This is a genomic window from Streptomyces sp. NPDC031111 (assembly GCF_055570675.1).
Genome location: NZ_JBVIGS010000012.1, coordinates 94,865 through 107,737, shown reverse-complemented (window position 1 = coordinate 107,737; position 12,873 = coordinate 94,865). Strand labels below are relative to the sequence as shown.

Genomic DNA, 12,873 nt, shown 5'->3' with positions numbered 1-12,873 from the left:
TACGCGCCCTAGGTGTGAACCGCGTAGAGCGCGCCGACGCCGGTGGCGAGGGTGCCGAGCAGGAGCCGGAGCGCGGTTTCGGGCAGGCGCGGTTGGAGGTGTGCACCGAGGTATCCGCCGAGAAGTCCTCCGGCTCCACAGGACAGGCCCAGCAGCCAGTCGGGGGCGACATCGCCCGTAGTGGCCAGGGAGAGCAGCGCGTAGGTGGCCGCACCGACGATGGAGGTCACGAAGGTGGAGGCCAGGGCCGCGGGTGCGACGGTGGCGACGGGGATGCCGCGGCCGACGAGGATCGGGCCGAGCAGGGAACCGCCCCCGATTCCGTAGATGCCGCCGGCGACACCGACGGCCAGGGCCAGCGACGTCGTCGCGCGAGGTGAGAACTGGTTTCGGGTGCTCGGCGGTGCCGGGCGCACGGTCCGCAGCCACAGCCACAATCCGAGCGGTAGCAGCAGCGCGGCGACGAGGAGACGGAAGACGCGCGGGCCGGGAACAGCGAATACGCGGATCACGGCGCCGATGACGACGCCGGGCACGGTCCCCGCGATGAGCAGGCGGGTCAGCGGCCCGCCCAGTCGCCCGGCCCGCCGGTAGCGCAGGAGGGCACCGGGGCCGGCCACGACGTTGTAGAGCAGGTTCGTGGGTGTCACGGCCGGGCTCGGCACGCCCAGCACGCTGACCTGAACGGGCAGCAGGAAGACCGCTCCCGAAACGCCCACGGGCGCGGTGGTGACCGATATCAGGAGTCCAGCGGCGAACCCGACCAACGCCAACGACCACTCCACGGCAATCCCCTCAGCACTCGCCGACCGGCGTCCCCGACGGACTCCACGCCGAGCGGAATTATCACGCCGTGATAATTCCGCTCGGCCGGCGGCGCCGCTCATTGGGTGAAACCGCGTCAGAACCTGCAAACCGGTTGCCGTTACACCTTCAGGGGTCAGTATGCTGACGTCATGGCTTCTCCTTACCCCGATGGAGACCGGGAAAAGGTAGCGTCCAAGCTGCCCTCGGCGCTCCAGCAAGCACTCAAGGTCCGCGCCGCCGAACTCAGCCTGGACATCCAGGACGCCGTTGAGGCGGCCATCAACGACTGGCGCGGCAGCACGAGTAGTGGCGCCGAAGTGGACACCGCCGGTGCGAAGTCGTTCTCCACGTGGCTTCCGCCGGGCCTGTACGAGCAGTTCAAGGAGACCTGTACCGATCGCGGCGTCTCCTACACCCAGGGCCTCGCCCAGTCGATCCGTGACTGGCTCGACGCGAACCCCTCTCCCCGGCACGGCGCCCGCGGCACCGATCCCGAGCGGAAGATCGTCGGCAACCAGAAGGGCGGTGTCGGCAAGACCGCCATCTCCGCCGGCATCGGCGAGGCCTACGCCGAGGCGGGCAAGCGCGTCCTCGTCGTGGACTTCGACCCGCAGGGACACCTCAGCGAGCAGCTCGGCGTCCCCCAGATCGAGCCCAACCACGACAGCCTGGTCTCCCACATGTGCGGTGAGGGCAGGGGGGATCTGCGCGACCTGGTCGTGGAGATAGACGATCCGCGGTTCGAGAAGCGCCTGCACGTCCTGCCCGCCTGCTTCGACGGGTTCCTCCTCGACGCGAAGATCGCCGTCGTGGCGACGCAGAAGCGCGGCTTCCAGAAGGAGGCAGCCCTCGAGCTGGCCCTGCGCCCCCTCGAAGCCGACTACGACGTCATCATCGTCGACTGCCCGCCGAGCCTCGGTATCGCCATGGACGCCGCCCTCTACTACGGGCGCCGGCGTCGCGGCGAGGCCTCCGGCGTCTCCGGGGTCATCATCCCCGTACTCGCCGAGGACTCCTCCGCCACCGCGTACGGCATGCTCGCCCAGCAGATCGAGGACCTCTGCGAAGACCTCTCCCTCGAGATCGACTACCTCGGCCTGGTCGTCAACCTCTACGACTCCCGCCGTGGTTACGTCGCCACCTCGTCCCTGGACAACTGGAAGTCGCTCGGCGACCCGAAGGTCCTCGCCGTCATCGGCGACCTGAAGGAGCAGCGCGAAGCGGTCCGCAAGCGCATGCCGTTGCTGACCTACGCGCCCCACAGTGATCAGGCCGAAGCCATGCGGCAAGTAGCGAGGGGAGCAACCCGTTGAGCAAGGCGGACACCCTGGGATCGGCACCCGCGTTCGGCGCGGCGCGCGGCGCACGGTCCTCCCGGCGCAACCTCATCGACCAGACCATCGCCGGCGAGGAGTCGACCACGGCAGCCATCACCGAGCTGCCGGTCACCCTCATCAGCGACAACCCCGACAACCCGCGCAACCACCTGCGCAACCTCGACGAGACGGTCCAGAGCGTCCGTGAGGTCGGCATCATCATCCCCATCGCCGTGGCCACGGTCGACGCCTACCTGCGCAACCGCCCGGACCGCGCCGAGGATCTCGACGACGGAGCGCACTACATCGTCGTCGACGGCCACCGTCGCCTCGAGGCCGCTCGCCGCGTCGGCCTGGCCACCATCCCGGTCCGCGTCGACAACGGACGGGTCGCCACCGACGAGTCCCTCCTCGAGGCCGCGTTCGTCGCGAACTACCACCGCGACGACATGACGGACCTGGAGGAGGCCCACGCCCTCAAGTCCCTGGTCGACTACTACGGTTCCCAGACCAAGGCGGCCAAGCGGCTGGGCATCCCCCAGAACACCATCTCCAGCAAGCTGTCCCTGCTGAAGCTCGCCCCCGAGCTCCAGAAGGACCTGGTGACCGGGGCGCGGAAGGTGGAGCACGTCCGCAACCTCGGCAAGCTGTCTGCCGAGGAGCAGAAGGCCAAGGCCGACGAGCGGGCGGAGGCGGCGCGCAGGAAGGCAGACGCGGACAGCCGGCCGCAGGAGCCCGTCGAGCGCTCGGCCGGCCCCGCCGATTATCACGGCGTGATAATTCCGGAGACGACGCCCACCACCCCGGCCGCTCCGCCGCCCGCTCCCGTCGAGCGCGAGCCGGCTGCTCCCGAGTCCATCCCGGAACCCCGCACTGCCGCGGGACAACCCGAGACGACAGCGGCCGCGGAGCCGGCACAGCCGAAGCAGCCGAAGCGACTCCCTTACGACGACGCCTTCTACTGCGTGCACCACCTCCACCAGAAGATGAAGCCCGAGACGTTCGTGCAAGGCGCCCGGATGTGGATGGACATCCTGCGCGAGCAGCACCCGGACGAGTACAAGGCCCTGCTGGCCGAGCTGGAAGCCCGGTAGCCGAACCGCACATCGGCCCCCCTGTCTCTCACAGGGGGGCGCCGTTCAGTCCTCGGGTTTGATCCTCGAGGACAGGGCGCCCAGCCCTGCCGCCGCCGCGATGAGGACTCCGGCCAGTTCTTCGTAGCCCTGGAAGTAGGCGATGGGGATGGCGATCACGCACGCTGCCGCGGCCAGGCCGATGACGCGTCCGATGAGCCGCTGGATCCTGCCCGGCTGCGGAGGGTAGGGGTTCGACGGGTTTCCCCAGTGGGGGAAGGGACCCGGCCTGGGTTTCCAGCCCTCGTCCACGAGCCGCACGAACTCCGGGTAGTGGCGGGCGTAGCCCAGCCGGTGGGGTGCCAAGCGCTGCCATGGCAGCCGACCATGCCTGATGGCGAGCCAGGTGAGACCCGGCAGGCAGGCCACCGCCGCCCAGACACCCGCGACCGTCCGCTCTCCGGCCGAAGCCGGCAGGATGCCGAGGAGCCGGTCCAGTTGGCCGCTGGCGGCGTAGGCGATCAGCGCGGCCAGGGCGAGCCCCATCGCGGTCAGCTCGATCTGGTGCCCGGTGTGGCAGCGGGCACAGCGGGGCACTTGGACGGCTTCCCGGCGCCATGTGGTGCGCAGGACAACGATCCACGGGGTCATGGTCGTGTCGGCGTCCCGGTGCAGCCCCAGGACACGGTCATGCCACGACGCCGGCGCGGCTTCCCCGCAGAACCAGCACTCCCGCACCACGAGTTCCCTTCCCCCTACGACCGGTCCCGCCGCTGAGGATGCTACCGACGCCGACCCGGAACCGGCCCCGCTCACCCGCGTCTTAGGTGTACCGGTGAAGGGTCCGTGTCGCCAGCTCGCGGATCCGGTCACGGGCTTCGGCAGGCTCGGTCACGGTGAGATCGTCCGCGAAGGGCAGCAACTGGCGTACGTCCTCGATCTCTCGACATGCCACAGTGATCGTGACCTCCGCGCCCTCCTGGGATCGCACGGTCAGACGGGAGCCAAGGAGGCGCCTGGCACGATCGAGCTGGCGGGGGGCGAGCCGTGCGTGAATCCGGACGGCACCGACCGTCTCCCAGCACGAGGTCAGCTCCGTCACCACGCCGGCGAGGGTCGTTCCGGGTCGCAACCGGCGCGGGACACGCATCGGCCGCCAGTCGACGAGCCGTTCGAGGGCGTACAGCCGGGGGACCCCTGAGCGGTCGGCGACGAGATACCACCGGCCTGCCTTGGCCAGGAGACCGTACGGATCGACCACCTGCCAGGCCGGCTCGGCGTCCTCGGAGCGCCGGTAGCGGATACGCAGCCGCACACCGCGGCGTACGTCACCGACGAGGGCGCTCGGATCGGCCCCCTCGGCATCCCGGCCGAACCAGGGCCTGTTGTCGGTGATGACGACAGCGCTGATCGGCAGTTGGGACGTCGTCGTCGGCTGGTGCCGTGCCGCGACCTTCGCACGGGCTCGGCGGCTCTCGGTGCCGGCGCCCAGCTGGTGCCGCTGCTCGTCGTCCAGGCCGTGCAGTGCGAGGTGGTCGCGCTCGGCCGGAGTGAGCCGCGAGGTGTCGAGGGCGCCACCGGGCAGCAACCTCACCCCGCCCCAGCGGCCGCGCTCGACCAGTACCGGAAAGCCTGCCTCCCGCAGCCACCGCAGGTCCCTCAGCACGGTGCGCACCGAGACCCCGACCTGGTCCGCGAGGTCGGCCGTGGTGATGACCTCTCGGGTCTGGAGGGCCAGCAACAGGGAGAAGAAGCGATCCGGGGTCATGACGCCGAGGTTCTCACGGGAACACGACAGGATCTGTCATGTATGACCGGCAGGCTCCTGTCGTCCGGAACAACCGGCCGAACCGAAGGAGCCGCTCATGGCAGTCCCGAACATGGTCATCGTCTACGTCTCCGACGCACCGGCGTCCGCCCGCTTCTACGCGGAACTGTTCGACATCGAGCCGGGCTTCGCATCGCCGCGGTTCGTCTCGTTCCCCCTCGTCGACGGGTTCGAACTGGCCCTGTGGAGCGGGGTGTCGGACCATCTGTCGGCGCCGCGCACCAGTGAACTGTGCGTGACCGTGGACGGCGGTCCCGAACAGATCGACCAGCGGTTCAAGGACTGGACGGCGAAGGGCGTCACGACAGTGCAGGAACCCCACGACGAGGTGTTCGGCCGCACCTTCGTCGTCGCCGACCCCGACGGCAACCTGATCCGGGTGGCACCCGTCGACTGACGTGCCGAGCCGGTGTGAGCGCACTCCGTGCGGGGCGGCGGCGCTCAGCCTCCATCGAGTTCCTGGCGCACGGTGGTGGCGATGCGGGTGAGCGCGGTCCCGAGGTGGCGGCGCTGAGCGGCGGTGAGCGGGTCGAACACGAGCCGCTTCACCTGCGCGACGTGTTCCGGTGCGCTCTCGACGAGCTTCTGCCGGCCGACGTCGGTCAGGGTGGCGAGGGTGTACCGGCCGTCGCCGGGGTCGGGTCGGCGGACGACCCAGTCACGGGCTTCGAAACGGTCCATCACCTTCGACAGCCGGGGCTGGGTGCTGTCGCAGACCCGGGCCAGGTCGCTGAGCCGCATCGTGACGTCGTCGGCCATGGACAGCCGGGCCAGCACCCCGTACTCGAAGTTGGAGATGCCTGCCTCTCGTTGCAGCTGGCGGTCGAGGGCCGCCGGGAGGGCGATGACGACCGTGAGCAGCGCCTGCCACAGGTCCTGCTGGTCGTCGTCGAGCCAGGGTTGGTTGTCCATGAGCCCCATCATACTTGCCCGGGCAACTCACATCACTTGCCTGGGCAACTCATGACCGGCTACCTTCTTACTTGCCTCGGCAAGTGAAAACACTTGCCGAGGCAAGTGAAGGAGCTTGGTTTTGATGACCACCACCAGCAGCCTGACCTCCAGCTTTCCACCGCGCGCACCAGCCGCGGCATATGACGACCTCGTTGCCCGAGTTCTCCCACAGGCGCGCGAGCATCGGGTGTGGGACCCCTCCGACGGGCCCCTGCCCAGCCTCTTCGTCAGCCACGGCGCCCCGTTCACCCTCGACGATCCGCAGTGGCTCGGCGACCTCTTCGACTGGGCCGAGTCGATGCCCAAGCCCCGGGCCGTCGTCGTCGTCTCGGCCCACTGGGAACGGGCCCCGGCCGCGATGTCCGGAGTCGCGGCCGGGACCCCGCTCCACTACGACTTCAGCGGCTTCCACCCCCGCTACAAGACCCTTCCCTACGCGACCCCGGACGCCACCGACCTGGCTCGGCGACTCACGGGCCTGCTGGGCCCGACCCCGGTGCACGAGTTCGCCGACCGCGGCCTCGACCACGGCGCCTTCATCCCGCTCATGGCCATGTACCCTGCCGCCGACGTCCCGGTCGTGCAGGTGTCGATGCCCAGCCTGGACCCCGGAGCTCTGCTCGAGCTCGGGGCACGCCTGCGGCCCCTGCGCGACGAAGGCATCCTCGTTCTCGGCTCGGGGTTCATGACGCACAGCTTCGCCGTCTTCCGCCGGCCGGAGCTCGCCGCCGCGACCGCGGCCTTCGACGAATGGGCCGTTGACGCCCTCGCCCGGGGCGACGTCGACGCCCTCACCGACTACCGCGACAAGGCACCCGGCGCCGCGGTCGCCCATCCGACGGCCGACCACTTCGTCCCGCTGCTGCTCACCGTCGGCGCCGCCGACGACCCCCGCAGTGCCGTGAGCGCCATCGACCGCATGGTGATGGGCAACTCCATCCGGTCGGTCGGGCTGACCTGAGCGCCTTGGCGCACATCCATACCCCCTGATCCATACCCCCTGATCCATACCCCCTGATCAATACCGCTGGAGGACAGTGTCATGAAGGCAATCCGTTTCCACGAGTTCGGCGGCAGCGAGGTCCTGCGCCACGAGGACGTCGACCGTCCGGTCCCCGGCACCGGGCAGGTGCTGGTGCGGGTGGCGGCCACCTCGTTCAACCCGGTCGACGACCACATCCGCGCCGGCGTCCTGGCCGAGATGATCCCGATCACTCTCCCGTATGTGCCGGGGATCGACCTGGCGGGCACCGTCGCCGAACTCGGCGCGGACGTCACGGGCCCGGCAGTCGGTGACCGAGTCGTCGCGATGCTGCCCCTCGACTCGGCCGGCGGGGCCGCCGAGTACGCGCTCGTCCCGGCCGAGTCCCTGGCCCCGGCGCCCCGGACGATCGAGCTGGTCGACGCCGCGGCACTGCCGCTGACCGGCCTTGCGGCCTGGCAGACGGTCTTCGAACTCGCCGAGCTGAAGCCCGGTCAGACCGTCCTGGTCAACGGGGCGGGCGGCGCGGTCGGCAGCCTCGTGGTGCAACTCGCCGTCGACGCGGGAGCGCAGGTGACCGCGGTGGACGCGCCGCAGCACGCCGACCGCCTTCGGGGCTACGGCGCGGACCGGGTCGTCGGCCCCCTCGACCTCGCCGCGGGTCCGGCCGCCGTGGGCGGTCCGTTCCAGGTCGTGGTGAACCATGTGCGCGTCTCCCCGGAGGAACTCGCGCAGCTGGCGGACTACGTCGCCGACGGCGGAGTCGCCGCCAGCACAGCCGGCCCGATACCCGAGAACCCCGCCCGGAAGGTGCGCAGCGCGAGCCTGTGGGTCCGCAGCGACGGAGCCCAGCTGACCGAGCTCGTCACCAAGGTGGACGCCGGCAAGCTCCGGCTCCACATCGCCGCCCACCGCCCGATGGCCGAACTGGCCACCGTGCACGAGGCCGCCGCCACCGGCCGCCTGCCCGGCAAGACCGTCGTACTCGCTCCCTGATCCCCTAGGCCAGCAGCGCTTCGGAGCGTTCCCACAGTCGACGCGCCAGGTCGGTGTCGAGGGCGAGACGGTTGAGGCCTTTCCCGGGCTTGCGCTTGGCGTAGTACTCGCCTGACCGCCAGTCGGTGCCGGGACGGCCCTCGGCGAGCCAGACCAGCTGGTCGGCGCCCTTGTCCGGCGTGGTCAGCAGTGCCGTCCGGGCCGCACGGTTGGTGGCCAGGAACTTCATCAACCGGCTCGTGGTGTCCGAACCGAAGTTGGTCGCGACGTTGCCCGGATAGAACGCGGCAGCGGACACACCCTGCGAGTGAAAGCGCCGATGCAGCTCCTTGGTGAACAGGACGTTCTCCAACTTGGAGGCGTTGTAGGCACGCACCGCGTTGAAGCCGCGCTCCTGGTTGAGGTCGTCGACGTCGAGGGTGCGGACCATGCCTCCGTGGAGGGTCGTCGTCTGGATGACGCCGGCCCTCGAGGCGACCAGCTTGTCCATCAGCAGTCGTGTGAGCAGGAACGGGGCCAGGTGATTGATCTGGAAGGTCTGCTCGAACCCGTCGGCGGTCCGGGTCGGGTCGCCGAACACGCCTCCCGCGTTGTTCGCGAGCACGTCGATGCGCGGATACGAGGCATCCAGGTCGGCCGCCAGCTTCCGTACGTCGTCAAGGCGCGTGAAATCGGCGACGTGGGCGTCCGCCCCGACCTGACGGGCGACGGCCTCGGTCTTGCGAGGGGAGCGCCCGACGATCACCACCCGGTGCCCCTGACTCCCGAGCCGGCGGGCCGCCGCGGCGCCGATGCCGTCGCTGGCGCCCGTGATGACGATGGTCTTGCGCTGTTCCATGATCTTTCCTTCACTGAGGCAACTCGGCCGAGGACAGCATACGCCTAACTTGTCAGCTACTGACATGTTCGACGCCACCTGCTATCCTTGAGATGCCATGAGTGAGAAACAGCCAGGCCTGCGGGAGCGCACCCGCCGCGCGGTGACGGCCGAGATCGCAGACTCAGCCCAAAGGCTTTTCGTCGAGCGCGGCTTCGAGGCCACGACGATCGACGACATCGCCGAGGCCGTCGGCATGTCGCAGCGCAGCGTCTTCCGCTACTTCGCCACGAAGGAAGACATCGTTCTGGGCAAGCTCGACCTGGTGATGGAGGACATGCTCACCGCGCTGCGTCAGCGCCCACCCGGCGAAGAGGTATGGACGTCACTGCGCTACGTCCTCGACGTACTCATCTCCGTCTCCGAGGCTCCCGGCAAGCAGGACCTGGTGGAGCCGATCCATCGGCTGGTCTTCGAAACCCCCACACTGCTTGCCGGTTACCTGCAGAAGCTGCAACACATGCAGGATGCCGTCGTCGTTCTGCTGCATGACCGCGCCGAGACGGCCGGCAGGCCCTACGACACCGCCGATCCGGCACCCCGAGCCCTCACAGCCGCGGCCTTCGGCTGTCTCGTCGCCGCACAGCACTCCTGGCTCGCCTCGGGTGCGAAGAGCACATTCGCCGACGCCGTCGACCGCGCCATGGCCACCATCGGCCCTCGCGCCTGAGCCGGACGCGGGCGCATGACGTTCCGTAACTCCATGGACCGACTCCTCCCCGGACGCATGCCACCAAAGACGCACGCGTTCCCCGCCCTCGGGACGGAGGCGACCGCCCCCCGGGGACGGATGTGGCCGCGCGAGGGTGCGTGACAGCCTCCGGGATGTCGCAAACCATCCGCAGACAGGGAGCCGGTCCCATGGTCACCAGCGCGCTACCACCCACCCCCGCACGTCTTGCGACCACCGCACCCGTCCCCCCGTGGGCCCGGCGCGCCGCAGCCGCGGTCCTGTGGACCTCCATGCCGTCCGCGCTGTGGCGGTTCGCCGTGGTGACCGGTGTTCCACTGGGGCTCGCCGAGTCCGAGTACGACGCGATGCTCGTTCCCGGCTGGGGGTACCTCGTCGTGCCGTTGCTGTCCGTGCTTCAAGAGGCGCTGGCCTTCTTGACCTTGGGACTGGTGCGGCCGTGGGGCGAGGTCTGGCCGCGATGGGTCCCACACCTACGCGGGCGCCGCATCCCCGTGCTCGCCGCGGTCATACCCGCGGCGCTGGGCGCACTCGCCTGCACGGTCTACGGCGTGCTCTTCGTGTGGACGACGCTCCACGCCGACATGGCGATCACGCCGTGGGGGGAGTGGGTGATGACGGTCTGCTATGTGCCGATCGTGGCGTGGGGGCCGCTGTTGGCTGTCGTCACCCTGCACTACTACCGGCGTCGCACACGCACTTGACCGACCTGCTTGTCGTGCCGGTCGATGGCATCGAGGAAGACGTCGACGAGCTCGATGGGCATGGAGTAACCCTTCACCTTTCCGAAGCCGGGCCCCTGCGCCTGGATCGGCGGCCGCATCCCGGCCGGCCACCAGCCCTCGCGGACACCGCGTTCCAGGACGCGTTTGAGAGCGCCGCTGTGGCCGCGGAGGCTGCCGCCGTCGGTGCGGAGCTCGTCGTCGTCGACGAAGCCACCGTTGACAGCGGCCATGCGGACGATGCGGCGCGCCCGAGCGGGCAGGGTTCGGTAGTACCGCACGGCGCGTTCGACGGTCCATGTCGCGTCGACGTCGACGTGCGCGGCGTGCTCCTTGAGGAGTGCGAGGAGCTTGTCCCTGAAGTCGTCGGTGGGATCGTCGACCGTGACGGTGATACGCAACGTGGCTCCCGTACCAACAGACGTGAATTGACGAGGAAACGGTACCAGCGTCGCGCTCGCGCGGCCCGGGTGTCGGAAGCTCGCGAGGAGCATAGCCTCCTATAATTTCCGTTATACGGGGCTGATCTGAGGGAGGGGCACGTGGCCGACTCCGTCGCCGGGGAAGTGGTGGACGCCGAGCTGGTCGACGAGGACGACGACCGAGCGCTCCCCGCCCTCGCGGACGCGCCGGCACACCGGCCCCTCATCGGCCGGCACACGCTGCTCCGGCCGAACGCCCCGGTCCCGACGGCAGCCGACCTGCCGACCTACACCGAAGCCGACTTCCGGATCTCGCGGGAGACGGCCGACCTGATCGACGGGGCGCCGCCCGCCAACACCTCCCGCACCTACGGCTCGGCCCTCCGGCAGTTCACCACCTGGTGCGCGCAGAACGGCCGGGTGCCGATGCCGTGCACCACGGCGACGTTCGTGGAGTACGTCGGGCACCTGGTGCAACGGGACTTGGCACCCGCGTCCGTCCAGGTCCACATGTCCGCGATCCGCTCCGCCCACCCCGACGGCCAACAGCCCGGCACGAAGGAGGCCCGGCAGATCCTCCGCAAGCACGCCCGGGACTGGGCCCGGCGCCGCGCGCCCAGGAAGGCGCCGCCGATTCGTACCGCGGCCCTGTCCGCCATGGTGGCCACGTGCGTCGCGGCCGACGACCGCGAGCGGCCGAAGGCCCTCCGGGACTCCGCGCTGCTCACCCTCGGATGGGGAATGCTGTCCCGCCGCAGCGAGCTCGCGAACCTCCTGATCGAGCACCTGGTCGTCGAGGACGACGGCGTGACCGTGCGCGTGGCGTTCTCCAAGACCGACCAGGCCGCCCACGGCGAGGACACGTTCGTACCGGCCGACCCGGACGACCCCTCCCTCTGCCCCGTGGTCCGCCTGCGCGCGTGGCTGGAGGAACTGCGCCGACAGGGCCTCACCTCCGGCCCGCTGTTCCGGCACATCACCCGCGGCGGCACCATCCGCCCACGCTCCGGGCCACGCGGCGACTTCCTCAGCCCCGACGCGATCGGGAACATCGTCAAGACCCGCGCCCGGCTCGCCGGCGTCAAGGCCCCCGGCGGCCGCGCGGTCACCGCGCACGGCCTGCGCCGGGGGCCGGCCCAGGAGATCTCCGAAGCCGGAGGAGACCCGACCGCCCAGGGCCGCTGGAAGCCCGGCTCTCCCACGGTCCTCAAGCACTACATCGAGCCCGCCCGAGGCAAGACGAACAACCCCCTGCACGCGGCCCGGGCCAAGTCCCGTGCCCAGAGCGGCACTTGACCAGGGCCGCGTGTACGAGCCGTGCCGGAGTGATCAGCGGTAGAGCACCTTCGAGGACGTGTAGTTCATGCTTCCGACGCCGGTGTAGTTGCCGACGTGGGTCCAGCGCTCCTGGCAGTTGGACCAGCGCTGGTAGCGCTTGACCGCCCAAGTCTGCTTCCAGATACCGCGCTTGGCGACGAACATGCTGCGGGCCGGGACGGTGTACGTGATGGCCTCGGCGGTGCTGATGCTGGCGGACAGCTCGAGCTCGAAGCCTTTCATGGCGGAGCTCTTCTGCTTGTTCTTCTTGTTGATCTGCGCCCTTGCCTTCCTCTGCAAGCTGGGCAGGGAGGGCAGGTCGCCGGTGAGCATGCCGCGGGCGGAGTACGTCTGCGTGAAGGTGAACTGGTGCTGCTGCTGGGTGGAGGCGCCGTTGCGCCAGGTGATCTTCTCGGGGGCGCTGTCCCAGCCCTCGCGGATCAGGATGGGCGTGACGCGGTCGACGGGCTGGCAGGTGTCCCCGCCCTTCGCCTTCGTGCCGGCGAGGGCCACCTGGTCGGCGGTGCCGCCCCGTTCGGACGCGGTGGTGAAGGCGTCGGTGACCGAGGTGCCGGTGACGGCGCCGGCCACCAGACCGCCGGCGAGTACGGCGATGATCAGCGGCCGGGCCTTGCGGTTTCTGACAGCGGACATGCGGATGCTCCCTCAAGGAATGAATGAGTGGGTGATGTGGCAGCTGCTCGCCGCGGTCGTCGACACCGGCACATGGCGAGAGAGGACCTGGCGGACCCGGATGCGCCTTCGACGTGTGGCGTCGTCCGGGTGGGCCGGTCGATGGCAAGAGCGTGCCGCGTGGGGTCGACGGCGGGCAACGCTTTACGGCGTCTGGGACAGTCCCGGGTCGTCCATGCAGGTCATAGGCGGTTT

General features: G+C 69.9%; 15 protein-coding genes. 8 read left to right on the top strand and 7 right to left on the bottom strand.

The window, feature by feature from the left end:
- Nucleotides 1–8: 8 nt before the first annotated feature.
- Complete coding sequence (locus ACZ470_RS24550; protein ID WP_468430424.1) at nt 9–785, bottom strand: TSUP family transporter; 777 nt, start codon at nt 783–785, stop codon at nt 9–11.
- A gap of 171 nt (nt 786–956) precedes the next feature.
- Between ACZ470_RS24550 and ACZ470_RS24545 the strand changes: the two genes are divergently transcribed.
- Together ACZ470_RS24545 and ACZ470_RS24540 are read left to right on the top strand one after the other, a co-directional pair.
- Nucleotides 957–2,120 carry a ParA family protein gene (locus tag ACZ470_RS24545; protein ID WP_468430422.1) on the top strand — a complete coding sequence of 388 codons (1,164 nt, stop codon included), beginning with the start codon at nt 957–959 and terminating at the stop codon, nt 2,118–2,120.
- The gene (locus ACZ470_RS24540; protein WP_468430420.1) at nt 2,117–3,217 is read left to right on the top strand and encodes a ParB/RepB/Spo0J family partition protein; all 1,101 of its coding nucleotides are present in this window, start codon (nt 2,117–2,119) and stop codon (nt 3,215–3,217) included. Before ACZ470_RS24545 ends, ACZ470_RS24540 begins: the two co-directional genes overlap by 4 nt.
- Nucleotides 3,218–3,262: 45 nt before the next feature.
- Here the strand turns inward: ACZ470_RS24540 and ACZ470_RS24535 are convergent, their stop codons facing one another.
- Nucleotides 3,263–3,937 (bottom strand): hypothetical protein, encoded by a 675-nt coding sequence (locus ACZ470_RS24535; RefSeq protein WP_468430419.1) that lies wholly within the window; start codon nt 3,935–3,937, stop codon nt 3,263–3,265.
- Between the two features lie 82 nt (nt 3,938–4,019).
- On the bottom strand, nt 4,020–4,964 hold the full coding sequence (locus tag ACZ470_RS24530) for a helix-turn-helix transcriptional regulator (protein WP_468430417.1): 945 nt from the start codon (nt 4,962–4,964) through the stop codon (nt 4,020–4,022).
- 97 nt (nt 4,965–5,061) lie between these two features.
- Here ACZ470_RS24530 and ACZ470_RS24525 point away from each other — a divergent pair, with 97 nt between their 5' ends.
- Nucleotides 5,062–5,421 (top strand): VOC family protein, encoded by a 360-nt coding sequence (locus tag ACZ470_RS24525; RefSeq protein WP_468430415.1) that lies wholly within the window; start codon nt 5,062–5,064, stop codon nt 5,419–5,421.
- A gap of 44 nt (nt 5,422–5,465) precedes the next feature.
- Here ACZ470_RS24525 and ACZ470_RS24520 read toward each other — a convergent pair whose 3' ends face one another.
- Nucleotides 5,466–5,936 carry a MarR family winged helix-turn-helix transcriptional regulator gene (locus tag ACZ470_RS24520; RefSeq protein WP_468430414.1) on the bottom strand — a complete coding sequence of 157 codons (471 nt, stop codon included), beginning with the start codon at nt 5,934–5,936 and terminating at the stop codon, nt 5,466–5,468.
- Nucleotides 5,937–6,060: 124 nt separating this feature from the next.
- On the opposite strand from ACZ470_RS24520, the gene ACZ470_RS24515 reads away from it, so the two are divergent.
- Together ACZ470_RS24515 and ACZ470_RS24510 are read left to right on the top strand one after the other, a co-directional pair.
- Entirely contained in the window at nt 6,061–6,939 is an 879-nt protein-coding gene (locus ACZ470_RS24515) for a dioxygenase family protein (protein ID WP_468430412.1), read from the top strand.
- Between the two features lie 81 nt (nt 6,940–7,020).
- Nucleotides 7,021–7,956, top strand: coding sequence for an NADP-dependent oxidoreductase (locus ACZ470_RS24510; RefSeq protein WP_468430410.1), 936 nt, complete (start codon nt 7,021–7,023; stop codon nt 7,954–7,956).
- 4 nt (nt 7,957–7,960) lie between these two features.
- On the opposite strand, the gene ACZ470_RS24505 is transcribed toward ACZ470_RS24510, so the two are convergent.
- Nucleotides 7,961–8,794 (bottom strand): SDR family NAD(P)-dependent oxidoreductase, encoded by an 834-nt coding sequence (locus ACZ470_RS24505; RefSeq protein WP_468430408.1) that lies wholly within the window; start codon nt 8,792–8,794, stop codon nt 7,961–7,963.
- Between the two features lie 97 nt (nt 8,795–8,891).
- On the opposite strand from ACZ470_RS24505, the gene ACZ470_RS24500 reads away from it, so the two are divergent.
- Both ACZ470_RS24500 and ACZ470_RS24495 read left to right on the top strand, forming a co-directional pair.
- Nucleotides 8,892–9,503: a TetR family transcriptional regulator gene (locus ACZ470_RS24500; protein WP_468430407.1), complete on the top strand. Its 612-nt coding sequence runs from the start codon at nt 8,892–8,894 to the stop codon at nt 9,501–9,503.
- Nucleotides 9,504–9,694: 191 nt separating this feature from the next.
- The gene (locus tag ACZ470_RS24495) at nt 9,695–10,228 is read left to right on the top strand and encodes a hypothetical protein (protein ID WP_468430405.1); all 534 of its coding nucleotides are present in this window, start codon (nt 9,695–9,697) and stop codon (nt 10,226–10,228) included.
- Here ACZ470_RS24495 and ACZ470_RS24490 read toward each other — a convergent pair.
- Nucleotides 10,204–10,647, bottom strand: coding sequence for a hypothetical protein (locus tag ACZ470_RS24490; protein ID WP_468430403.1), 444 nt, complete (start codon nt 10,645–10,647; stop codon nt 10,204–10,206). The genes ACZ470_RS24495 and ACZ470_RS24490 overlap by 25 nt on opposite strands.
- 141 nt (nt 10,648–10,788) lie before the next feature.
- Between ACZ470_RS24490 and ACZ470_RS24485 the strand changes: the two genes are divergently transcribed.
- On the top strand, nt 10,789–11,964 hold the full coding sequence (locus tag ACZ470_RS24485; RefSeq protein ID WP_468430401.1) for a tyrosine-type recombinase/integrase: 1,176 nt from the start codon (nt 10,789–10,791) through the stop codon (nt 11,962–11,964).
- Between the two features lie 33 nt (nt 11,965–11,997).
- On the opposite strand, the gene ACZ470_RS24480 is transcribed toward ACZ470_RS24485, so the two are convergent.
- On the bottom strand, nt 11,998–12,639 hold the full coding sequence (locus tag ACZ470_RS24480) for a hypothetical protein (RefSeq protein WP_468430400.1): 642 nt from the start codon (nt 12,637–12,639) through the stop codon (nt 11,998–12,000).
- Nucleotides 12,640–12,873: the final 234 nt, after the last annotated feature.

Excerpts from the sequence above, each read along its gene's own strand:
- ACZ470_RS24545 (WP_468430422.1), top strand. The coding sequence starts at position 957 with ATGGCTTCTCCTTACCCCGATGGAGACCGGGAAAAGGTAGCGTCCAAG.
- ACZ470_RS24530 (WP_468430417.1), bottom strand. The coding sequence starts at position 4,964 with ATGACCCCGGATCGCTTCTTCTCCCTGTTGCTGGCCCTCCAGACCCGA.
- ACZ470_RS24525 (WP_468430415.1), top strand. The coding sequence starts at position 5,062 with ATGGCAGTCCCGAACATGGTCATCGTCTACGTCTCCGACGCACCGGCG.
- ACZ470_RS24520 (WP_468430414.1), bottom strand. The coding sequence starts at position 5,936 with ATGGACAACCAACCCTGGCTCGACGACGACCAGCAGGACCTGTGGCAG.
- ACZ470_RS24515 (WP_468430412.1), top strand. The coding sequence starts at position 6,061 with ATGACCACCACCAGCAGCCTGACCTCCAGCTTTCCACCGCGCGCACCA.
- ACZ470_RS24510 (WP_468430410.1), top strand. The coding sequence starts at position 7,021 with ATGAAGGCAATCCGTTTCCACGAGTTCGGCGGCAGCGAGGTCCTGCGC.
- ACZ470_RS24505 (WP_468430408.1), bottom strand. The coding sequence starts at position 8,794 with ATGGAACAGCGCAAGACCATCGTCATCACGGGCGCCAGCGACGGCATC.
- ACZ470_RS24500 (WP_468430407.1), top strand. The coding sequence starts at position 8,892 with ATGAGTGAGAAACAGCCAGGCCTGCGGGAGCGCACCCGCCGCGCGGTG.
- ACZ470_RS24495 (WP_468430405.1), top strand. The coding sequence starts at position 9,695 with ATGGTCACCAGCGCGCTACCACCCACCCCCGCACGTCTTGCGACCACC.
- ACZ470_RS24480 (WP_468430400.1), bottom strand. The coding sequence starts at position 12,639 with ATGTCCGCTGTCAGAAACCGCAAGGCCCGGCCGCTGATCATCGCCGTA.